The following is a 22,185-nucleotide window of genomic DNA, read 5'->3' on the forward strand; positions in this document are numbered from 1 at the left end:
TTATGCGGCGCGGAAAAGAGGGACCCATGTCTGAGCATCGCCCTAAGGCGATGTGAGTTTGGGTCCCGGCCGCTCTTTTGGCTTGCCGACGAGGAGGCTTTCGCCGCATCCGGGTCGCCTTCTTTGCCTACTTTCTTGGCGAGACAAGAAAGTAGGTCGCCTCCCCGCAGGGGAGGTGAAACTGCCTTTGACTTTAAGCCGTTGAGCTTTTGAGCAGCAGCACGCATGGTGAACAAGTAGGCATCCGAGAGCCAACGCCACATCCAACACCCGCCCTCTCCCCCGCCCCCACTCGACACGGCTGCTCTCCCACAATTGGGAGAGGGGAGCAAACCTGGCGCGGGCGACCAGCCTCTCGCCATCACCCCGGACTATCATGGCGGATAAACCGTTGCACTCGCCGCCATGCGTATCTCCCCCCTTCCGCCCCTGCCCTGCCTGGTCGCCTTCGAGTCGGCCATGCGGCATGGCAGCTTCACCCGCGCCGCGAGCGAACTTCACCTGACGCAAAGCGCCATCAGCCGCCAGGTGGCGCAGCTCGAACACTTCCTTGGCAAGAAGCTCTTCATCCGTGAGCCGCGCGCACTGCGCCTGACCGTGAGCGGCCAGGCTTATGCCGAAGAGGTGCAGCGCCTGCTGTCGGCCTGCGCCGAAGCCACCGAGGACGTGATGAAGCGCAAGGGCCATGGCGAGCTGACCGTGGCTTGCTCCAGCGGCGTAGCCGTGCTCTGGCTCACGCCCAGGCTGGGAGCCTTCCGCGCCGCGTATCCCGACATCCACCTGCGCCTGCTCGTCAACGACAGCCTGGCCTCGCTCTCTCCCGCCGAGTTCGACGTGGGCATGTATTACCTGCGCGAGGGCCCGCCGCCGGGACTGGCATCACGCCGCCTGTACGACGAAGACGTGTTTCCCGTCTGCGCGCCGCACTACCTGGACGGCCGTCGGCTGGAGCCTGCCGACCTCCCCGGCGAGACCTTGCTGATGCTGGAAGACGGGCAGCGCCAATGGATGTCGTGGCAGACCTGGCTGGCCCACAACGGGCTGGCGGACGCGCGGCCGCCGCACAAGCTGGTGGCCAACCAATATCCGATCCTGCTGCAGCTCGCGATGGAAGGCCAGGGCATCGCCCTGGGGTGGCGCCACATGATCGACCGCTGCCTGCAGGAGGGACTGCTGGTGCGCGCCTGCGAGGCGAGCGCGAGCCTGGGGGGTGGCTACTACGCGGTGTGGCCGCAAGACCGCGCGGAGGCCGCGGCAGCGCGGACGTTCCGCAACTGGCTGGCGCAGCAGAGCGCGGAAAGCCAGTAACGGGGGAGCGAATGCGGGTTCAGCGAATTGACAGGTTCGCTGGTTATCATCCGTTGCTTGCACCCAAAACAGCCAATGGAGACAACCATGCGTATTCCCGCCACCAGCCGCGCGCTGGCCCTCGCCGTTCCCGTCCTGTTCGCCGCTGCCGGCTTCGCCATGCCCGCGCAGGCCGCCGATGCCTGGCCGACCCACGTGATCAAGTTCGTCGTGCCGTTCACCGCTGGTGGCGCCAATGACCTGGTGGCGCGCGCGGCCGCCGACGCGGTTGGCAAGCGGCTCGGCCAGACAGTGATGATCGAGAATCGCCCGGGCGCTGGCGGCGTGGTGGGCGCGGACTACGTGGCCAAGGCCAAGCCGGATGGCTACACCTTCCTGATCGGCGCCGTTGGCACTGTCACCAACAGCCTGATCCGCGCCAAGATGCCCTACGCGGCAGACGACCTGGTGCCGGTCTCCCTGGTCGCGGTGAGCCCGTCCGTGATCGTGGTCTCGCCGTCCCTGCCGGTGAACAACCTGAAGGAGCTGGTCGAGTACTCCAAGAAGCAGCCTTCGGGCGCCAACTTCGCCACCGCCGGCAGTGGCAGCACGCCGCACTTTGTCGAGGAGATGCTCAAGGAAAAAGGCGCGGTGCTGACCGTGGTGCCCTACAAGAGCGGCTCGGAGAGCATTACCGCGGTGATCGGCAACCAGGTCACGGCGACTTCCGAGGCCAGCGTGGTGGTGCTGCCCAACATCAAGGCCGGCAAGCTCAAGGCACTGGGCGCGACCTGGGACAAGCGCATGAGCGCGGCGCCGAACATCGCGACCACTGCCGAGCAAGGCATGCCGGACGTGCGCATCGGCCACTGGGCCGGCGTGTTCGCGCCCAAGGGCACGGACCCCGCCATCCTCAAGAAGATGAACGCCGAAATGAGCGCCGCCATGCAGACGCAGGAGACGCGCGACCGGTTGGTTCCCAACGGCATCGAACCCGCCGGCGGCACGCAGGAGAGCTTCATCGCCTTCATCAAGTCGGAGCGCGAACGCCTTGGCCGTATCGCAAAGAACGCCAACATGACAGCGGAATAAGAAATATTTTCGACCGTCCCCATGACTGGGACGGTGAATGTCTGTATCGGGCCCGTCATGTACGGGCTCGTTTCATTTCTTAAATGTGCTTTATGCGTATTTTTGCATAACCCATGTGCACAATTGGCTTCATTGGCGCCAAATAATGTTTTTAACCCAGGACATTAGAAGCGGTTCTGCATTGTCTGTGATGAAAAGACAACGCGAATTGCAACGCAAATCATTCGCATTTATATTCCGGCTCGCCCAACCATAACACTGCCTCCCGCCGTTGGCCGAACCGATCCAGACGCGCACCTTCTCGCCGCTTCCGGCCGGCTCGTGCCCACGGCCGCACCGGAACCGAGATACGACATGAATCGCCGCACGCCGATCGCGACTGCCCTGCTCGCGCTGTTCGCAACGCCCGTTGTCACCCTGGCCCAGACGGTCGCCACGGCCCCCGCCAGGCAGCCCGCGACAACGCTGCAGGAAGTGGTGGTGCAAGGCGGCCGTGCCAACGACGACTACAACGCGGTGAAGAATTCAGTCAGCAAGCTGCCCGAGGAACTGCGCGACATCCCGCAATCGGTGACGGTGGTCAACAAAGCGCTGATCGACGCGCAGGGCGGCACCTCGCTGGCGGATGCGCTGCGTAATGTGCCGGGCATCACCATCGGCGCAGCCGAGGGCGGCCAGATCGGCAACAACATCAACCTCAACGGGTTCTCCGCGCGCACCGACATCTATCTGGATGGGTTCCGCGACCGCGGCCAGTACTATCGCGACGTCTTCGCGCTGGAATCGGTGGAAGTGCTGATGGGGCCCTCGTCGATGCTGTTCGGGCGTGGATCCACCGGCGGCGTGATCAACCAGGTCACCAAGAAGCCGTCGCTGAAGGCCGCCACGGAAGTCACCGGCTCGGTAACCACCAACGGCCTGGTGCGCGCCACCGCCGACTACAACACGCCTACGGGTGAGACCTCGGCCTTCCGCATCGCGGCGATGGCGCAGGACGGCAAGGCAAGCACGCGCGACCAGACGACGGTGAAGGATTTCGGCCTTGCGCCGTCCTGGCGCCTGGGCATCGGCACCCCCACCGAGATCACGCTGTCGGCGCTGGTGCAGCATAACGAAGACATGGCCGACTATGGCTTCCCGGCGATCAACGGGCATCCGGTCAACGTCGACCGCAAGACGGCCTACGGCTTCAATGACGACCGCACCATCCAGGATGTCGCCGCGCTCAACGCCACCGTCGACCACAAGTTCTCGCCCAACCTGCGGCTGCGCAACCAGACCCAGTTCAACTACGTCAACACCAATGCGCGCGAGACCGCGCCGAACGCCGTCGGCACGGTCGGCGCCAAGGGCTTCACCGCCCTCACCACCACCAGCCTGCCGCTGGATGCGCTGTCGGTACGCCTGCAAAGCCACGACCGGCATATCCGCGACTACTCGATCTTCAACCAGACCGAGCTGACCGCCAAGTTCGACACCGGCCCGGTCAAGCACACCGTGCTGGTTGGCGCCGAGATTGGCCACGATGGCTATGACAACCAGAACTACTACCGCAACGGCGTTTGCAACGGCGTGGCGCTGAACGCCGCCGCGACCGCCACCGCGGCAGCCGGCACCAGCGGCTACGCAGCCTGCGAGCCGCTCGTGAACCCGACCTATGGCAACTCGCCGGCAAACGCGCCGAGCGCGGTCGGCAACCGGCAGGGCGCCTCGGCCAATACGCTGGCGGCCTACATCAATGACTCGGTCGAGTTCAGCAAGCAGTGGAAGATGGTGGCCGGCCTGCGTTACGACCGGTACCTCGCCAGCATCTCCAATTCGGTCAACTCGACCAACACGCGGGGCAGCACCGTGCTGTCCAGCGCCGACCAGACCGTCAACTTCACCAGCGTGCGGCTGGGTGGCATCTGGCAGCCGACCGAGGCCCAGTCCTACTACGTGTCGTATGGCACATCGTTCAATCCGTCGCTGGAGCAGTTGGTGGGCACCGTGGGCCAGCAGAACCTGGACCCGGAGAAGAACAAGTCCTATGAAGTGGGCGGCAAATGGGACCTGATGGGCGGTGACCTGTCGCTGACCTCGGCCGCGTTCCAGATCACCAAGGACAACGCGCGCAGCCAGATCGACGCCACCACCTATTCGCTGGCCGGCAAGATCCGCGTGCGCGGGTTCCGTGCCGGCGCCACCGGGCGCATCACCAGCAAGTGGCAAGTGTTCGCCGGCTACACCTTCCTGGACGCCGATATCGTCAACGGCATTGCCGCCGGCACCCAGGGCATGACGCCGGCCAACACGCCCAAGCACACCGCGACGGCATGGACCAGCTACGCCGTGCTGCCGAACTGGGAAGTGGGCGGTGGCGCCTTCTATATGTCGCAGCGCTACGCCAACAACACGGACACCGTGCAGGTGGGCGGCTACGTGCGCTGGGACGGCATGATCGCCTACCACCAGCCCAAGTACGATGTGCGCCTGAACCTGTTCAACGTGTTCGACAAGAAGTATTTCGATGCACTGATCCCGTCGGACGGCGGCCGCTCGGTGCCGGGCACCGGCCGCACCGCGATGCTGTCCGTCGTCTACCGCATGTAAGCTGAGGTAAAGTGGCGTGACGCCATATCACCCCATGTCACGCCACTTCACGCCACGCGGCGACCCGGGAGCCCCCCCCCGGCGCCGCCCGTCGAACCCTGCCGAGATCGCCATGCTTGTCTGCATTCCCAAGGTCCTCAACGCGGAGCAGCTCGCCGCCGTGCGCCAGCAGCTCGACCAGGCTGGCGAGGCCTGGGTGAATGGCCGCGTATCGGCCGGCTACTCCGGCGCGCCGGTCAAGGTCAACCAGCAGATCGACGAGCGCTCCGACGTGGCGCTACAGTGCCAGCAGCTGATCGTGAGCGTGCTCGAGCGCAATCCGCTGTTCATCAGCGCGGCGCTGCCCAATATCGTCTACCCGCCGATGTTCAACCGCTACAGCGAGGGCATGACCTTCGGCGCGCATGTGGATGGCAGCGTGCGCATTCATCCGCACAATGGCCGCAAGCTGCGCACCGATATCTCGGCCACGCTGTTCCTCAGCGACCCCGCCAGCTACGACGGCGGCGAGCTGCAGGTGGAAGACACCTATGGCACCCACAGCGTCAAGCTGGAAGCCGGCGACATGGTGATCTACCCCGCCACCAGCCTGCACCAGGTCACGCCGATCACGCGCGGCACGCGCGTGGCCAGCTTCTTCTGGATCCAGAGCCTGGTGCGCGACGACGCGCAGCGCGCGCTGCTGTTCGACCTCGACAACGCCATCCAGAAGCTCAACCAGACCGGCGCCGACGATGGTGCGCGGCGCTCGCTGGTAGGTTGCTACCACAACCTGCTGCGGCAGTGGACCGAGACCTGAAAGGGGACGAATAAATCTACTGCGCGGCCCATGGCGAGCCCTGTGGTGCTCGCCGTACCCATGTACGGCTGCGCTCCTCGGACCCGCCATGGACCGCTCGCTAATTTCTTCGCCCCTTTCGGCACGCCTTGTCTTTAATGCTGACGGCCGTGGTCGGAGGAAACTGGCGCCGCCCGGCTAAGCAAACTGCTCCGCCAGCGCCGCCCTGGCCTTCCCGACCAGCGCTGCCTCCCCGGCCCGGGCAGGCAGCAGGAAGAATTCCGCGGTGGGCAAGGCAGGCAGCTTGAGCCTGGCCAGCGTAGCCGCGTCGATGCGCGTTACCCCCGGCCCGATCGCCGACTCGTTCAGGCACGAGATGCCAAGCCCGGCAGCCAGCGCCAGATGCAGGCCAGCCACGCCCGAGGCGGAATGCGCAATCACGTGGTCCAGGCGCCGGCGCCGCAGCATCTGCACCACGAACTGATGCAGCGAGCAGGTATCGGGCAGCAGCACCAGTGGCAGCGGGCCGCTCACGCGCTCCGCCTCGCCTTGCGCCGCGACCCACGCCAGCGCCTCGCGGCGCAGCACGGTGCCACGCGCGCCTTTGGCGCCAGCTTGCTGGCCTGCCCCCTTGCCCGGCAAGCGCATCGACAAGCCGATATCGAAATCATCGGTGTGCATCCCCGCATCGATGACGCTGCTTTTCGTCACCTGTACGTGCAGCCGGAGGTAGGGATAGCGCTCGCGCAGCCCGCGCAGCATGCCGGCAATCTCGCCCGGCCGGAAGTAATCCGTCACCGCGAGCCGCAGCTCGCCATCCAGCGTGTGGCCGCGCAGGTCTTGCAGCGCCAGCTCGGACAGCGCCAGGATGCGCCTCGCATGCTCGAGCAAGCGTACGCCTGCCGGTGTCGGCGCCGCGCCCTGCTTGCCGCGCGTGAGCAGCGGCACGCCGGCGCGCTCCTCCAGCTTGCGCAGTTGCTCGCTCACCGAGGACTGCGACAGGTACAAGCGGGGCGCCGCAGCGGACAGGCTGCCGGCGTCCGCCACGGTCACGAAGGTGCGTAGCTGATCGAGCTCAAGTGCGCGCATGGCGGGCTCCCATCATGGTTCGGCTTGCTTCGGCTTATTTCGGTATTAACGATGGATAGTATCGCAAATTCCCGTTTTTCCGATGGCAGACAAAAGCCTAGACTGGCATCACTAACCCGCTGGATCAAACCCGGCGAACCAAGTGAAACCGCAAAGACCAAGGAGCCCGTCATGCCCCACATCAACCTGCAGATCTCCGGCAAGCCCAACGCATCGCTGACCCGCCGCAGCGCCGCCGCCGTGGCCGAGCTGACCCAGCGCGTGCTCGGCAAGAAGCCGGAGGTCATCGCCGTCTGCGTGCAGTACATCGACCACGACGCCTGGATCATCGGCGGCGAGCCACTCTCGGAGCAGGGCCGCAATGCGTTCCACCTCGACATCAGCGTGACGGACGAAACCAACACCAAGGCCGAGAAGGCGCAGTACCTGAAGGCCGTGTTCGAAGCCTTGTCGGAGCTGATCGGCAACGTCCATCCGGTCTCGTACATCCACGTGGTGGATGCGCGTGCGGCCACCTACGGCTACGGCGGCCTGACACAAGAGTACCGCTACCACCACGGCTGAGCCCGCGCCAGGCCGGGACAACGACCAGCCTTTGAGGCAGGACATTGTCGCAGCGCAGCAAGCTGTGGCAAAGTCGGCACCTGATCTGCCGCGCGCGGTGCCACAAGCGCCGCGCGCGCGGAAGAACCACAAGGAGAACCGATGTCCTTCCTGATCGTCCTGGCCGCCCTGGCCTTCCTGATGTTCGCGGCCTACCGTGGATACAGCGTCATCCTGTTCGCCCCGGTGGCCGCGCTCGGCGCCGTCCTGCTGACCGAGCCCGCCGCCGTGGCGCCGGTCTTCTCCGGCATCTTCATGGAGAAGATGGTCGGCTTCGTCAAACTGTATTTCCCGGTCTTCCTGCTGGGCGCCCTGTTCGGCAAGGTGATCGAGCTGTCGGGCTTCTCGGAGTCCATCGTGGCCGCCGCCATCCGCTATATCGGCCGCTCGCGGGCCAATGCGGTGATCGTCACCGTCTGCGCGCTGCTGACCTATGGCGGCGTCTCGCTGTTCGTGGTGGTGTTCGCCGTCTATCCCTTCGCGGCGGAGCTTTACCGGCAGAGCAACATCCCCAAGCGGCTGATGCCGGGCGCCATTGCGCTGGGCGCGTTCTCGTTCACCATGGATTCGCTGCCGGGCACGCCGCAGATCCAGAACATCATCCCCACCACCTTCTTCAAGACCACGACCTGGGCCGCGCCGGTGCTGGGCCTGCTCGGCTCGTTGTTCATCATCGGGGTGGGCCTGTCCTACCTGGAGTGGCGCCGCCGCGCGGCCATGGCGCGTGGCGAGGGCTACGGCACTGCGTTGCGCAACGAGCCGGAGCGCAGCCAGACCGGCCACCTGCCGCATCCGGCGCTGGCGCTGCTGCCGCTGGTGGTGGTGGGCGTGGCCAACTTCGTCTTTACGCGCATGATCCCGCAGTGGTACGGCAGCAGCTACAGCGTGTCGCTGCCCGGGCTGGCCAAGCCCGTGCAGACGCAGATCGCCACCGTGACCGCGATCTGGGCGGTGGAGGCGGCGCTGCTGCTGGGCATCGTGGTGGTGCTGGCGACCGCATTCGGCGCGGTGCGCGAGCGCTTTGCCGAGGGCAGCAAGAGCGCCATCGGCGGCGCGCTGCTGGCCGCCATGAATACCGCCTCGGAATATGGCTTCGGTGGCGTGATCGCCGCCCTGCCCGGCTTCCTGGTCGTCAGCGACGCGCTCAAGAGCATCCCCAACCCGCTCGTCAATGCCGCCGTCTCGGTCAGCACGCTGGCCGGCATCACGGGTTCGGCCTCGGGCGGCATGAGCATTGCGCTGGCCGCCATGTCGGACACCTTCATCCACGGCGCGCAGGCCGCCGGCATCCCGCTCGACGTGCTGCACCGCGTGGTGTCGATGGCCAGCGGCGGCATGGATACGCTGCCGCACAACGGCGCCGTGATCACCTTGCTGGCCGTTACGGGCCTCACGCACCGGGAGTCCTACCGCGACATTTTCGCGGTGACCGCCATCAAGACGCTGGCCGTGTTCTTCGTGATCACGGTCTACTACGTGACCGGCCTGGTCTGAACACGGCGGCGCGCGCCGCACCTTGTGGATCGCGCCGTCCTTACCTAGTGTGAGTGGGTAGCCGGTGGTGCGCATGTGTTTTATGCGCCATATGCCGGCTGCCCCACCCTGCACTTCCCACCGGAACACCGCATGAAAACCGTGAGTTTGCCCGGCGGCGAAAGCGTTGCCGCGCTCGGCATGGGCACCTGGAACATGGGCGATCAGCCCGCCGCGCGCGCGGAAGAGCTCGCCACGCTACGCCTCGGGCTGGATCTTGGCCTGACCCTGATCGACACCGCCGAGATGTATGGCGATGGCCGCTCCGAGGAACTGGTGGGCGAAGCCATCGCCGGGCGGCGCGACGAGGTCTTCCTGGTCAGCAAGGTGTACCCGCACAACGCCGGGCGCACCAGCGCGGTGGCCGCCTGCGAGCGCAGCCTGCGCCGCCTGGGCACCGACCGCCTCGACCTGTACCTGTTGCACTGGCGCGGCGGCGTGCCGCTGGCAGAGACCATGGAAGCCTTCATGGCGCTGCGCAAGGCGGGCAAGATCCGGCACTTCGGCGTCAGCAACCTCGACCTGGACGATATGCGCGCGCTGTGGCGCGTGCCCGGCGGCAAAGAGGTGGCGGCCAACCAGTTGCTCTACAACCTCACGCGGCGCGGCATCGAGTGGGACTTGCTGCCCTGGCTGCGTGAGCATGGCGTTCCCCTGATGGCTTATTCGCCGATCGAGCAGGCCACGCTGCTGCGCAATCCCCGGCTTGCGCGCTTTGCCGAGAAGCATGGCATCAGCCCGGTGCAGGCGGTGCTGGCCTGGCTGCTGGCGCAGCAGAGCGTCATCGCGATTCCCAAGACCAGCCATCGCGAGCGCCTGCGCGAGAACCACGGCGCGCTCGCGCTGCAACTCTGCGCGCAGCAACTGGCCGAGCTGGACGCTGCCTTCCCGCCACCGGACGGCCCGCGCCCGCTGGCAATGCTGTGATGTTGTGAGCCGCGGCCGGCGCGCAGCCGGCACCGCCCCGTTGCGTCCATGCCAGCCCAGGAGCCGCCGCCATGACCATCGACTACGACGCCATCATCATCGGCACCGGCCAGGCCGGCCCCCCGCTGGCGGCGCGCCTGAGCGCGGCCGGCCAGAAGGTGGCCGTGATCGAGCGCCAGTCGTTCGGCGGGACCTGCGTCAACACCGGCTGCATCCCCACCAAGACCATGGTGGCGAGCGCCTACGCGGCTCAGCTGGCCCGGCGTGGCGCCGACTATGGCGTGGTGCCCACCGGGCCGGTGACGGTGGATATGGCGCGCGTCAAGGCGCGCAAGGACGGCGTGGTTGGCAAGTCCACGCACGGCGTGGAAACGTGGGTGCGCACGCTGGAACATGGCACCGTCTATCTCGGCCACGCGTGCTTCGAGGGCCCGGACACCGTGCGCGTGAACGACACCCTGCTGCGGGCCGGCAAGATCTTCATCAACGTCGGCGGGCGCGCCGCCGCCCCGCCGATGCCCGGGCTGGAACAGGTCGACTACCTGACCAACGCCGGCATGATGCGCGTGGACACGCTGCCGCGGCACCTGCTGGTGGTGGGCGGCAGCTATATCGGGCTGGAGTTCGGCCAGATGTTTCGCCGCTTCGGCAGCGAGGTCACCATCGTGCAACGCGGCCCGCGCCTGATCGAGCGAGAGGATCCCGATGTGTCCGATGCCGTTCGCGACATCCTCGCCGCCGAGGGCATCGAGCTGCGCCTGGACGCCGAGTGCATCGCGCTGGAGCAGCGCGGCGGGGAGGTCGTGGTGAAGATGGATTGCGCGCGAGGCGCGCCTGAGATCGTCGGCTCGCACGTGCTGCTGGCGGTGGGCCGGCGGCCCAATACCGACGACCTTGGCCTGGACCGCGCCGGCGTCGCCGTGGATGCGCGTGGCTATATCCAGGTGGACGAGCAGTTGCGCACCAATGTGCCCGGCATCTGGGCCATGGGCGACTGCAACGGGCGCGGCGCCTTTACCCATACCGCCTACAACGACTTCGAGATCGTCGCAGCCAACCTGCTGGACGCGGCGTCCGGCGAGCCGCCCCGCACGCTCGGCGACCGCATCCCCGCCTATGCGCTCTACACCGATCCGCCACTAGGGCGCGTCGGCATGAACGAGGCCGAGGCGCGGCGGTCCGGGCGCAATGTGCTGGTGGGCATGCGGCCAATGACGCGGGTTGGCCGCGCGGTGGAAAAAGGCGAAACGCAAGGATTCATGAAGATCCTGGTCGATGCCGACAGCCGCGAGATCCTTGGCGCGGCGGTGCTGGGCGTGGGCGGCGACGAGGTGATCCATTGCATCCTCGACGCGATGTATGCGTGCGCGCCATACACCATGGTCCAGCGCGCCATGCATATCCACCCCACGGTGTCCGAGCTGATCCCGACCATGCTGGGCGAACTGCATCCGCTGGAGCCGGCCAGGCCGGCGGCGGCGTGAGCGGCCCGCACAGCCAGCGCTGAACATGTCCACCACGCCGCTGGCCCAGGGCCCGTGCGACGACGCAATGCTGCGGGCCGGCCCCGGCGGGCCACCCTGCGCCCGGGCCGACGAGCCGTGGGTGCTGGCTGCCACCATCCTGGCGTCCAGCATGGCCTTTATCGATGGCACCGTGGTCAACGTGGCCCTGCCCGCGCTGCAAAAGGACTTCGACGCCAGCCTGAGCGGCATGCAGTGGGCGGTGGAAGCCTATGCCTTGCTACTGGCGGCGTTGCTGCTGGTGGGCGGCGCCTCCGGGGACCGCTTTGGCCGCCGCCGCGTCTTTGCGCTGGGTGTGGCGATCTTCGCGGCCAGCTCGGCTTGGTGCGGCCTGGTCGGCAACATCGGCCACCTGGTCGCAGCGCGGGCGGTGCAGGGCGTGGGCGCTGCGCTGCTGGTGCCAGGCAGCCTGGCGCTGCTGTCGGCCTCGTTCGATGCGAGCCGGCGCGGCAAGGCCATCGGCACCTGGTCCGGCGCCACCGCCATGACCACCGCACTCGGGCCCGTGTTGGGCGGCTGGCTGATCGAGCATCTGTCGTGGCGCGCGGCCTTCCTGGTCAACCTGCCGCTGGCGGTGGCGGTGCTGGCCATCGTGTTCTGGCGCGTGCCGGAAAGCCGCGCACCGCAGCAAGCCGGGGGACTCGACTGGCCTGGCAGCCTGCTCGCCGCGCTGGGGCTGGGCAGCCTGGTCTACGGCCTGATCGAGTCGCCGGCGCTGGGCTGGGGCCATCCAGCCGTATGGATGCCGCTTGCCGCCGGCCTCGTTGCGCTCGGCCTGTTCGTGCTGGTGGAGGCGCGCGTGGCCAACCCGGTCATGCCGCCCGCGCTGTTCCGCTCGCCCGCTTTCCTGGGCGCCAACCTGCTCACCTTGCTGCTTTACGCGGCACTTGGCGGCGGCCTGTTTTTCTTCCCGCTCAATCTGATCCAGGTGCAGGGCTATTCGTCGACGCAGGCCGGCGCCGCCCTGCTGCCGTTCATCCTGCTGATGTTCCTGCTGTCCGGCTGGGCCGGCGGGCTGGTGGACCGGCATGGTGCGCGCAAGCCGCTGATCGTGGGCCCGCTGGTTGCGGCAGCGGGTTTCGCGCTGTTTGCATTGCCCACGGCCGGCGCCAGCGGCGGCAGCTACTGGCTGACCTTCTTTCCCGCGGTGCTGGTGCTCGGCGCGGGCATGACGATCAGCGTGGCGCCACTGACCACCACGGTCATGAACGCGGTGCCGCCGGGCTCGGCCGGCACCGCGTCCGGCATCAACAACGCGGCGGCACGCGTGGCCACGCTGCTGGCGATTGCCGTGCTGGGGATCGTGATGGTGCGCGTGTTCGACTACCGGCTGGACCGCTCGCTTGGCCAGTCGGTGGCGAGCGGAGCGGTGTCGGCGCAGGTGGCGCGGGCCGTGCAGGCGCAACGCGCGAAGCTCGCCGCCATCGCGCTGCCGGCGGCCACGGACCCGCAGGCGAAAGCGGCCGTCCGGCAAGCGGTGGACGGCGCCTTCGTGGCAGGCTTTCGCTGGGTCATGCTGCTGTCGGCGCTGCTGGCTGCTAGCGGGGCGGCATGCGCCTGGGTTTTCCTGAGCCCGGCGCGCGGCAAGACCGGCGCCGGCAGCTAGCGCATCTAGCGCCGTGGCGCCGGCGCCGCGCGCTCGCCCAGGTACACCAGCAGCAACTCCTCGACAGTGAGGCGCCGGAGCCTGGCTTCGCGGCCAATCGCGCGCTCCAGCTCCGAGAGCTGGAAGGCTTCCACGCTCATGCCGACAGCGCGCGCGTGGCGCGGGGTGATGACCTTGAGCAGCGCCACCACTTCGGGGTTGTCGGCGAGAAAACGCTCATGGGCCAGTTGCAAGCGTTCGGGGGAGAGAGTCATCAGCAGGGGACCGCAATAGTGTGGGTGCAAGGTGGGTGGGGCGCGACAGGTCCGCGGCAGGAATGCGCACCAGCGCCCGCCCATTACACCACAGCCGTGCCGGAGCCCCAAACCGGAGCCCCCACGCAGGCCTCACTGCGTTATTGCAGCTTGGCGGTATAGCGCTCCCGCTCGACATAGCGGATCAGATAGCTGCGGGTCTTGGCTTCGGTATCCTGGCTCACGCGATCGGCGGCCTGGCGCGCGCCATCGCGGCCATGCGAGGACACCATCTGTGCGTCCAGGTAATCGCGAAACGCCGCGCGCATGGCGTCGAGCCGGGGCCGGCACGCCTTGAGCGCCGCATTGGTGAGATCCTGCGCAGAGGCGCTGCCGGCCATGCCGGCATCGGCCTGGTCCTTGGCGCACGTGGTGTAGGCAGCGCGTAGAGATTGCCACTGCTCGGTGGCTTCACTGACGGCTTGCGGATCGGCGGGCGCGCGCGAGGCGCAGGCTGCTGCCAGCAGCGTGACGGGGATGAGAGCGAGAACGGATTTCATGTTGCATGGACCAGCGACATGCGGCGGGGTTCCTGCGCTGTCGGATACGCACGCCAAGCTCGCGGCCGCCATGTAGGACAGCCACGCTCAAAAATGCAGTCTCCGTCCTACAGCTTTCCCCGGACATGCTTTGTATATTTTACAGAAACGGGGGGAGGCCCAACGGCATTCGCGGAAACCCCATGACCCGGTTAGCTGCATTCACAGTTTCTACAAGTGCCGATTACGCCTATCCTTGAGCACAGGGGGTGTTGATGGCTCCGGGGTACCGGTGCAGTGTGAGGTAAAACAATCAGGAGAGTGAGCATGGAACGCAGATCGTTTTTGACGGTAGGAGCTGGACTGGTGCTGGCAAGCGCAGGCCTGGGGCTGGGTGCCTGTACCACCACGCCCGACACGCCGACGGACAAGTCCGCCAAGCGTCGGGAAATCGACGGCGGCGTCGACGGCGCCCTCAACAAGCTGTATGCCACGGCAAGCGGCTCGCGCGAACTGGCTAACCGGGCGCGCGGCATCCTGGTCTTCCCCAACACACTCTCGGCGGGCTTCGTCGTTGGCGGCGAGTATGGCGACGGCGCGCTGCGCGCCGGCGGCGCCAACCGCGGCTACTACCGCATCATCTCGGGCTCGGTCGGCTGGCAGATCGGCGCGCAGTCCAAGGCCATCATCCTGATGTTCATGACCCAGGACGCGCTCGACAAGTTCGTCGCCAGCCAGGGCTGGACCGCCGGCGTGGACGCCACCGTGGCGCTGGCCAAGATCGGCGCGAACGGCGTGCTGGACACCAATACCGCCCAGCAACCGATCGTCGGCTTCGTGGTGACCAACGCAGGCTTGATGGCCGGCCTGTCGCTGGAAGGCTCGAAGATCACCAGGCTCGACATGTAAAGCCGCGCAAGGCGCCTGCAGGCTCGCACAGGGGCTGGGTTGCGAAAGCAGCCCGGCCCCTGTCGTTTCCCATTGTCCACACCCACTCACGCATTGTTACCGCATGCGCCACGCTAACCGGCTAGAATCCGTCCCTTTGGCCGAATTCACATGTGGTTCAAGAATCTCCAGCTGCACCGTCTGTCCGCACCGTGGTCCCTCGCCGCCGAAGAGGTCGAGGAATGCCTGGCGCGCCACGCATTTTTCCCTGGCACCAGCCTGGAGATGCAAACCCAGGGCTGGGCCTCGCCGCGTGACAACGGCGCGCTCGTCCACCAGGTCGGCAAGCAGTTGCTGCTGACCATGCGCACCGAAAAGAAGCTGCTGCCGTCCACGGTGGTCAACCAGGTCACCAAGGCGCGCGCCGTGGAGCTGGAAGAGCAGCAAGGCTTCAAGCCGGGCCGCAAGCAGATGCGCGAGCTCAAGGAGCAGATCACCGAAGAACTGCTGCCGCGCGCATTCAGCATCCGCCGCGACACTCGCGTGTGGATCGACCCGGTCAACGGCTGGCTCGCCATCGACGCGGCCGCCCCGGCCAAGGCCGATGAAGTGCGCGGCCTGCTGTTCAAGGCCATCGACCCGCTGCCGCTGGACAACCTGCATGTGAACCAGTCGCCGGTCACCGCCATGACCGACTGGCTGGCCACCGACACGGCCCCGGCCGGCTTCACCCTGGACCAGGAAATGGAGCTGCAATCCAGCGCCGAGAGCAAGGCGACGGTGCGCTATGTGCGGCATCCGCTGGATGCCGAGGACCTGCGCCGCCACATTGCCGCCGGCAAGCGCTGCACGCGCCTGGCGATGACCTGGAACGACCGCGTGTCCTTCGTGCTCACCGAATCGCTGACCATCAAGCGCGTGGCCCCGCTGGACGTGATCAAGGAACAGGCCGACCCCAGCGCCCGCGACGACGAAGAACGCTTTGACGGCGACTTCACCATGATGGCCGGCGAACTGGCCAACCTGCTGTCGGACCTGACGGCCGCGCTCGGCGGCGAACGCAAGCTGTGAGCCAGCGGGCCGGCCAGAGCTGCCCGGCCTGCCTTCAAACGGCGCCGCCGCCCGGCGGCGGCGCCGCGCCGTAGCCCAGCAATCCGCTGGCGACCTGCGCCTCATGGCGCACGGCCACGGCGATCGGCCCATCCATCGACGCATCGAAGCCGCCGGTGGCGCCCAGCGCGGTGAGCACCGCGCAGATGCGGCCCGTGTAGTCATACAGCGGCGCCGCCACGGCGCTGATGCCCTTCAGGTTGGTATCGCGCACCACCGCGCACCCGGCGGCCTGCACTTCGCGCCGCAGTGCGCCGATGGGGTCATCGCGATCCAGTTGCGCGCGCAGGTCCGCCGGCGCCGCCGCGAGTTCTTCTTCCGCCATTGCGCGCACGCGCGGCTCGTCCAGCAAGCCCAGCAGGGCGCGGCCCGTGGCCGACCACAGCATCGGCATCACCGACCCTACCCGCACATTGACCGTCACGGGCAGCCCCGGCTCCTCGAAGCGCACGATGGTCGGGCCCTTGTTGCCCATCACCGCCACAAAGCAGGTCACGTCCAGGCTTTCGCGCAGGCGGATCAGCGACGGCTCGGCGATCCGGATCGGATCGACCTGCCGCATCGCCGCCAGGCCGATCAGCATGGCCTCCACGCCCAGGAAATACTGCTGCGACACCGACTCCTGCGCCACCAGCCCCTCATCGATCAGGCTGGCCAGGTAGCGGTGCACCTTGGCCGGGCTCTCGCCGATATGCGCGGCCAGCGCGGTCAGGCTGGCACGCCCGCCCAGGTTGGCCAGCCCCTTGAGCACCGTCATGCCGGTCTGCGCCGATTGCACGCGCTGGCGGCGCTCGCGCGCCGGCGGCTCGGCGGGTGTTGCGGTATCGGCTGAGTCACTTGAGGCGCTTGAGGCGCTTGGGTCGATTCGTGTCTTCATGGGCGGAGATTCTAGTGCCGTGCAAGGCGCGACGGCATCAAATCCACGTTAACCCGCATCGCCATATTACGCAATGCGTATATCATTTACGCATAACGACACCGGAGGGCGCCACGCCTCTACCGGCAACGAAACGGGAACAGGAGACAAGATGATGATCACCATCCGCAAATGCATCGCCGCAGGCCTGGGCCTGGCCGCCCTCCCCATGCTGGCGGCAACCGCTGCCGCCGAACCCGCCTTCCCCACCAAGCCGGTGCGCTGGATCGTGCCCTACGCCGCCGGCGGGGGCTCGGATTTCCTCGCGCGCTCCATCGGCCAGGCCCTCTCGACCCGGCTGGGCCAGCCCGTGCTGGTGGACAACAAGCCGGGTGGCAACACCGCGATCGGCGCCGCGGAAACCGCGCGCGCGCCGGCGGACGGCTACACGGTGCTGTCGGCGGACAACGGCACGCTGGTGTTCAACCCCGCGCTGTACAAAACCCTTTCCTACAACCCGGTCAAGGACCTGGCGCCGGTCACCTTGCTAGGCCGCTTCCCGATGATCCTGGTGGTGGGCCCGGGCATGAACGTCAACACCGTGCAGGAGTTCGTCGCCCGCGCCAGGTCCAAACCGGGCGGCATCGACTACGCCTCGGCCGGCGCCGGCAGCCCGCATCATCTCGCGATGGAACTGCTCAAGGTGGAAGCCGGGCTGAACATGGTCCACGCGCCCTATCGTGGCGCGGCGCCCGCACTCGCCGACGTGGCCGGCGGCCAGGTCCCGGCCATGATGGTCGACCTGGCCGCGGGCGCGGGCTTCATCAAGGGGGGCAAGGTCAAGGCGCTGGCCGTGGCCAACGCGACCCGCCTGCCCCAGTTGCCGGACGTGCCGACCTTTGCCGAGGCGGGCTACAAGAACGTGGATGCCGCCGCGCTGGTGGGCATGGTGGTGCCGGCCGCCACAAAGCCGGAGATCGTCGCCACGCTGAACAAGCAGGTGGTGGCCGCCATCAATGACCCGGCCGTCAACAAGCGGCTGGTGGACTTCGGCGTGGAACCGGTCGGCAACACGCCCGCGCAATACGCCGAACTGCTGCGCAGCGAGACCACGCGCTGGCACAAGCTGATCCGCGACCTGAAAATCACGCTGGAGTAACGGCAGCGGCGTCGCGAACCAGGATCCCCGCAAACGAATACATGGAGCAACAAGCATGGCCAACGCCACCCCCAATCCACACGCCTCGGGATGTCCCGTTGACCATAGCTTGCTGGCGGCGCAGCGCTCGCCCACCGGCTGCCCGGTCAGCCCGGGCGCCGCCGGCTTCGATCCCTTCGAGGATGGCTACCAGCAGGACCCGCCCGAGTACGTGCGCTGGGCGCGCGAGCAGGAGCCGGTCTTCTACAGCCCCAAGCTGGGCTACTGGGTGGTGACGCGCTACGAGGACATCAAGGCGATCTTCCGCGACAACCTCACCTTCAGCCCGTCCATCGCGCTGGAGAAGATCACGCCGACGGGGCCGCAGGCCAACGCCGTGCTGGCGTCCTACGGCTACGCGATGAACCGCACGCTGGTCAACGAAGACGAGCCCGCTCACATGCCGCGCCGCCGTGTGCTGATGGCGCCGTTCACGCCCGCGGAACTCAAGCATCACGAGCCCATGGTGCGCAAGCTCGCGCGCGACTACGTCGACCGCTTTGTCGACGACGGCCGCGCCGACCTGGTCGACCAGATGCTGTGGGAAGTACCGCTGACCGTGGCGCTGCATTTTCTCGGCGTGCCCGAGGAAGACATGGACCTGCTGCGCAAATACTCCATCGCGCATACGGTCAACACCTGGGGACGGCCGAACCCGCAAGAGCAGGTAGAAGTCGCGCACGCCGTGGGCAACTTCTGGCAGCTGGCCGGCAAGATCCTCGACAAGATGCGGCAGGACCCCTCCGGCCCGGGCTGGATGCGCTACGGCATCCGCAAGCAGGTGGAGTATCCGCAGATCGTCACCGACTCCTACCTGCACTCGATGATGATGGCCGGCATCGTCGCCGCGCATGAAACCACCGCCAACGCCACGGCCAATGCCATGAAGCTGCTGCTGCAGCATCCGCGCGCATGGCAGGAGATCTGCGAGGACCCCGCCCTGATCCCCAACGCGGTGGAGGAATGCCTGCGGCACAACGGCTCGGTGGCCGCGTGGCGGCGCCTGGCCACGCGCGACGTGCAGGTTGGAGGCGTGGACATTCCCGCCGGCTCCAAGCTGCTGATCGTGACGTCCTCGGCCAATCACGACGAGCGGCACTTCGCCGATGCGGACCTCTTCGACATCCGCCGCGAGAACGCCAGCGACCAGCTCACCTTCGGCTACGGCGCTCACCAGTGCATGGGCAAGAACCTGGCGCGCATGGAGATGCAGGTCTTCCTGGAGGAACTCACGCGGCGCCTGCCCCATATGCGCCTGGCCGAGCAGCAATTCACCTACGTGCCGAACACCTCGTTCCGCGGGCCCGAGCACGTGTGGGTGGAATGGGACCCGAAGCAAAACCCCGAGCGCGCCAACCCCGCGCTGCTGGATGTACAGGTGCCGGTGCGCATCGGCGAACCTTTGGGGCATGCAATCAGCCGGCCGGTGGTGGTGGCCAGCGCGACGCAAGCGGCCGAGGGCATCGTGCGGCTGCGGCTGGTGTCGCCCGATGGCCAGCCGATGCCGCGCTGGGCGCCGGGCTCGCATATCGACGTGGAATGCGGCGACACCGGTCTGTCGCGGCAATACTCGCTATGCGGCGACCCGGACGACAGCGGCGCGCTGGAGATCGCCGTGCTGCGGGAGGCGCATGGCCGCGGCGGCTCCGCGTGGGTGCATGACGGCGTCAAGGCCGGCGACCGGCTCAAGATCCGCGGCCCGCGCAATCACTTCCGGCTGGATGAGGCCGCGGGCAAGCTGATCCTGATCGCCGGGGGCATCGGCATCACGCCCGTCAGCGCCATGGCCCGCCGCGCGAAGGCGCTCGGCATGGACTACGCCTTGCACTACAGCGGGCGCTCGCGCGCGTCCATGGCGCTGCTCGACGAGCTCATCGCGCTGCATGGCGATCGCCTGCAGGTCTACGCCAAGGATGAAGGACGGCGCAACGATTTCGCCAGCCTGCTCGGGCAGCCCGAAGCGGATACGCAGATCTACGCCTGCGGCCCCGCGCGCATGCTCGCAGCGCTGCAGGTGCATTGCGCCGGCTGGCCCGGCGATGCGCTGCGCATCGAGCATTTCGAGTCCGCGCTGGCCACGCTGGATCCCGGCCAGGAGCAAGCATTCGAAGCCGAGCTGAAGGACTCCGGCATCGTCGTCACGGTCGCCCCGGGCCAGACGCTGCTGGCCGCGCTGCGCGCCGCCAACATCGACATGCAGAGCGATTGCGAGGAAGGCCTGTGCGGCTCGTGCGAGGTGCGCGTGCTGGCCGGCGAAATCGACCACCGCGACGTGGTGCTCACGCGCGCGGAGCGGCAGGCCAACAGCAAGATGATGAGCTGCTGCTCGCGCGCGAAATGCCAGCGGATCGTGCTGGAGCTATGAGCGTGGCTGGCGCTCAGCCGCCCTGCCCGGCTTGCTCTGCCGCCAGCTTGGCATCGATGGCACGCGCCCGCGCCACCGCCGGGCGCGCGTTGATGCGGTCGATATAGGCCTGCACCACCGGCGTCGCCTCGACCAGCTTGAACATGGTGGTCCAGGTCAGCGCGGTGCCCCACAGCACGTCGGCCGCGGTGAAGGTGTCGCCCAGCAGGTAGGGGCCTTTTTCCAGCTGGCCCAGCAGCGTGCCGATGGTGGTGTTGTAATCGCCGTAGGGGCACATCGCGCGCGGCGTTTCGCGCTGCTGCGAGCGGTCCACCAGTGCCGGCTCGAAACAGGAACCGTAGAACGCCATCCAGCGCAGGTAAGGCCCGCGCAGCGGATCGGTCAGCGCGGGCGCCAGCCTGGCCTGCGGGAACAGATCGGCCAGGAAGATGAACACCGCCGCCTGCTCCGTCACCAGCGCATCGCCATAGCGGATGGCCGGCACCTTGCCCATCGGATTGATGGCCAGGTAAGCCGGCTCGCGCTGCTCGCCGGCCTTCATGTTGAGCGGGTGGAGAAGATACGGCACGCCGAGTTCCTCAAGCAGGGTCAGCGCGCCGGTGGAACGCGTATTGGGCGAATGGAACAGGGTGAGTTCAGGCTGGGACATTGCATTGGCTCCGGGGGGATAGGGAGGGATAGGGAATTACGCGCTGGCGCCGTCGACCTTCTTCGGATGCAACTGCGCCAGGTCGACGCCATCGAGGCAGCGGACATTGATGGCCGCCACGCGCGAGCCGTCGGGCATGCTGCCCAGCGCATAGGCCTCCACGCCGCAGGTCTCGCAGAAGCGATGATCGATCACATGCTTGTTGAACTTGTACGTGCGCGTAGCCTGCGCGCCCTCGGTCAAGGTGAACTTATCGGCCGGCGTGAACGACCAGATAAATCCTCGCTTGCTGCACAGCGAGCAGTTGCACTCGATGGCGCCGGCAAGATCGGCATCCACTTCATAGCGTACGGCGCCGCAATGGCAGCCGCCGGTGTAATGGGCTCCTGGCATGGTTGTCTCCGATAGAATCGAATCGAATCGTTGTTCATTGTTCGTTGCCGAAGCCATCAGTTTTACACCGTTCCCCATGACCCGATTGGACAAACGCGACACGCATGCGCCCGTCACCGCCGAACCCAAGGGCATCGTCGACCCGCTCGGCACGCAACGGCGCATCCGGCTCGGCCGCTATCTGCCGTCGGCTGCGCTGGCGCCCTTTGTCGAGCACTACTGGATCGTCGAATGGGACCTGGCGGGCCAGCCGCCGCAGGTACAGCGCGTATTGCCCTACCCCAACGCCAACCTGGTCTTCGACCGCGGCCAGACGGCCATTTTCGGCGTGGTGCGCGGGGTCTTCGATCGCAAGCTGGAAGGCACGGGCCATGTGCTCGGCGTGCGCTATCGCGTGGGCGGCCTGCGCCCTTTGCTGGATGAGCCGATCTGCGCGCTGACCGATGGCACGCGGCCGGCACGCGCTTTGCTGCGGTGCGACGAACCGCGCGCGGAAACGTTGGTGCTCGATGCCGGCAGCGACGAGGCCATGGTCAGCGCCGCGGAATCCCTGCTTTCCGGCGCGCTGCCTGCGCCCGACCCCACGGTGGATATGCTGCAACGCGTGATGGCACACGCCGCCAGCGCTGAAGGGCCGGCCAGCGTGGAAGCCTTGGCGCGGTACACGGGCATGGGCGTGCGGGCGCTGCAGCGGATGTTCCAGGAGTACGTAGGCGTGTCGCCCAAATGGGTGCTGCGCCGCTACCGTCTGCAAGAGGCCGCATGGCGGCTGGCGCGCGGCGAGGCGGTCGGGCTGGCGCAACTCGCCGCCGAGCTGGGCTATTTCGACCAGGCCCACCTGACGCGCGATTTTACGCGCCTGGTAGGCGTATCGCCGGGCGACTACCAGCGCTCGCAACAGGCGCCGGGCCGCCAGCGCTGAAC

General features: G+C 67.4%; 20 protein-coding genes. 14 read left to right on the forward strand and 6 right to left on the reverse strand.

Annotated elements, in window-relative coordinates; translation table 11 throughout:
* Positions 1-405 precede the first annotated feature (405 nt).
* The 4 genes from ACYP5B_RS07615 to ACYP5B_RS07630 all read left to right on the forward strand — a co-directional run bounded on the left by ACYP5B_RS07615 (position 406) and on the right by ACYP5B_RS07630 (position 5,770).
* Positions 406-1,308, forward strand: a complete 903-nt coding sequence (locus ACYP5B_RS07615) for a LysR substrate-binding domain-containing protein (protein WP_459569179.1) — start codon at positions 406-408, stop codon at positions 1,306-1,308.
* Positions 1,309-1,395: 87 nt separating this feature from the next.
* A complete protein-coding gene (locus tag ACYP5B_RS07620) occupies positions 1,396-2,379 on the forward strand; it encodes a Bug family tripartite tricarboxylate transporter substrate binding protein (RefSeq protein ID WP_459569180.1) in 984 nt (327 codons plus the stop codon).
* 354 nt (positions 2,380-2,733) lie between these two features.
* Positions 2,734-4,971, forward strand: a complete 2,238-nt coding sequence (locus ACYP5B_RS07625) for a TonB-dependent receptor (protein WP_459569181.1) — start codon at positions 2,734-2,736, stop codon at positions 4,969-4,971.
* A 112-nt stretch (positions 4,972-5,083) separates the two neighbouring features.
* Positions 5,084-5,770 (forward strand): Fe2+-dependent dioxygenase, encoded by a 687-nt coding sequence (locus ACYP5B_RS07630; RefSeq protein WP_459569182.1) that lies wholly within the window; start codon positions 5,084-5,086, stop codon positions 5,768-5,770.
* Between the two features lie 177 nt (positions 5,771-5,947).
* Here ACYP5B_RS07630 and ACYP5B_RS07635 read toward each other — a convergent pair whose 3' ends face one another.
* Positions 5,948-6,838, reverse strand: a complete 891-nt coding sequence (locus tag ACYP5B_RS07635; protein ID WP_459569183.1) for a LysR family transcriptional regulator — start codon at positions 6,836-6,838, stop codon at positions 5,948-5,950.
* 171 nt (positions 6,839-7,009) lie between these two features.
* Between ACYP5B_RS07635 and ACYP5B_RS07640 the strand changes: the two genes are divergently transcribed.
* The 5 genes from ACYP5B_RS07640 (at position 7,010) to ACYP5B_RS07660 (ending at position 13,030) form a co-directional block, all read left to right on the forward strand.
* Complete coding sequence (locus ACYP5B_RS07640) at positions 7,010-7,402, forward strand: tautomerase family protein (RefSeq protein ID WP_267604449.1); 393 nt, start codon at positions 7,010-7,012, stop codon at positions 7,400-7,402.
* Positions 7,403-7,543: 141 nt separating this feature from the next.
* Entirely contained in the window at positions 7,544-8,935 is a 1,392-nt protein-coding gene (locus ACYP5B_RS07645; protein WP_459569184.1) for a GntP family permease, read from the forward strand.
* Between the two features lie 132 nt (positions 8,936-9,067).
* Entirely contained in the window at positions 9,068-9,901 is an 834-nt protein-coding gene (locus ACYP5B_RS07650) for an aldo/keto reductase (protein ID WP_400093161.1), read from the forward strand.
* A gap of 71 nt (positions 9,902-9,972) precedes the next feature.
* Positions 9,973-11,385 carry an FAD-containing oxidoreductase gene (locus ACYP5B_RS07655; RefSeq protein ID WP_459569185.1) on the forward strand — a complete coding sequence of 471 codons (1,413 nt, stop codon included), beginning with the start codon at positions 9,973-9,975 and terminating at the stop codon, positions 11,383-11,385.
* A 25-nt stretch (positions 11,386-11,410) separates the two neighbouring features.
* The gene (locus tag ACYP5B_RS07660; protein WP_459569186.1) at positions 11,411-13,030 is read left to right on the forward strand and encodes an MFS transporter; all 1,620 of its coding nucleotides are present in this window, start codon (positions 11,411-11,413) and stop codon (positions 13,028-13,030) included.
* A gap of 5 nt (positions 13,031-13,035) precedes the next feature.
* Here the strand turns inward: ACYP5B_RS07660 and ACYP5B_RS07665 are convergent, their stop codons facing one another.
* Positions 13,036-13,284, reverse strand: a complete 249-nt coding sequence (locus tag ACYP5B_RS07665; protein WP_144409844.1) for a DUF6388 family protein — start codon at positions 13,282-13,284, stop codon at positions 13,036-13,038.
* A gap of 140 nt (positions 13,285-13,424) precedes the next feature.
* Positions 13,425-13,823: a hypothetical protein gene (locus ACYP5B_RS07670; RefSeq protein WP_400093167.1), complete on the reverse strand. Its 399-nt coding sequence runs from the start codon at positions 13,821-13,823 to the stop codon at positions 13,425-13,427.
* Between the two features lie 306 nt (positions 13,824-14,129).
* Between ACYP5B_RS07670 and ACYP5B_RS07675 the strand changes: the two genes are divergently transcribed.
* The gene (locus ACYP5B_RS07675; protein ID WP_267604455.1) at positions 14,130-14,711 is read left to right on the forward strand and encodes a BPSL1445 family SYLF domain-containing lipoprotein; all 582 of its coding nucleotides are present in this window, start codon (positions 14,130-14,132) and stop codon (positions 14,709-14,711) included.
* A gap of 150 nt (positions 14,712-14,861) precedes the next feature.
* Entirely contained in the window at positions 14,862-15,761 is a 900-nt protein-coding gene (locus ACYP5B_RS07680; RefSeq protein WP_318230829.1) for a recombination-associated protein RdgC, read from the forward strand.
* Positions 15,762-15,795: 34 nt separating this feature from the next.
* Here ACYP5B_RS07680 and ACYP5B_RS07685 read toward each other — a convergent pair whose 3' ends face one another.
* The gene (locus ACYP5B_RS07685) at positions 15,796-16,677 is read right to left on the reverse strand and encodes an IclR family transcriptional regulator (RefSeq protein ID WP_400093170.1); all 882 of its coding nucleotides are present in this window, start codon (positions 16,675-16,677) and stop codon (positions 15,796-15,798) included.
* A gap of 151 nt (positions 16,678-16,828) precedes the next feature.
* Between ACYP5B_RS07685 and ACYP5B_RS07690 the strand changes: the two genes are divergently transcribed.
* Both ACYP5B_RS07690 and ACYP5B_RS07695 read left to right on the forward strand, forming a co-directional pair.
* Positions 16,829-17,815, forward strand: coding sequence for a Bug family tripartite tricarboxylate transporter substrate binding protein (locus ACYP5B_RS07690; protein ID WP_400093171.1), 987 nt, complete (start codon positions 16,829-16,831; stop codon positions 17,813-17,815).
* Between the two features lie 55 nt (positions 17,816-17,870).
* Positions 17,871-20,219, forward strand: a complete 2,349-nt coding sequence (locus ACYP5B_RS07695; RefSeq protein ID WP_459569187.1) for a cytochrome P450 — start codon at positions 17,871-17,873, stop codon at positions 20,217-20,219.
* A gap of 13 nt (positions 20,220-20,232) precedes the next feature.
* On the opposite strand, the gene ACYP5B_RS07700 is transcribed toward ACYP5B_RS07695, so the two are convergent.
* The gene (locus ACYP5B_RS07700; RefSeq protein WP_459569188.1) at positions 20,233-20,868 is read right to left on the reverse strand and encodes a glutathione S-transferase family protein; all 636 of its coding nucleotides are present in this window, start codon (positions 20,866-20,868) and stop codon (positions 20,233-20,235) included.
* Between the two features lie 36 nt (positions 20,869-20,904).
* Positions 20,905-21,261 (reverse strand): GFA family protein, encoded by a 357-nt coding sequence (locus tag ACYP5B_RS07705; RefSeq protein ID WP_459569189.1) that lies wholly within the window; start codon positions 21,259-21,261, stop codon positions 20,905-20,907.
* 76 nt (positions 21,262-21,337) lie between these two features.
* On the opposite strand from ACYP5B_RS07705, the gene ACYP5B_RS07710 reads away from it, so the two are divergent.
* Positions 21,338-22,183, forward strand: a complete 846-nt coding sequence (locus tag ACYP5B_RS07710; protein WP_459569190.1) for an AraC family transcriptional regulator — start codon at positions 21,338-21,340, stop codon at positions 22,181-22,183.
* The last annotated feature ends 2 nt before the right edge of the window (positions 22,184-22,185 follow it).

Source organism: Cupriavidus sp. 8B, assembly GCF_054589115.1.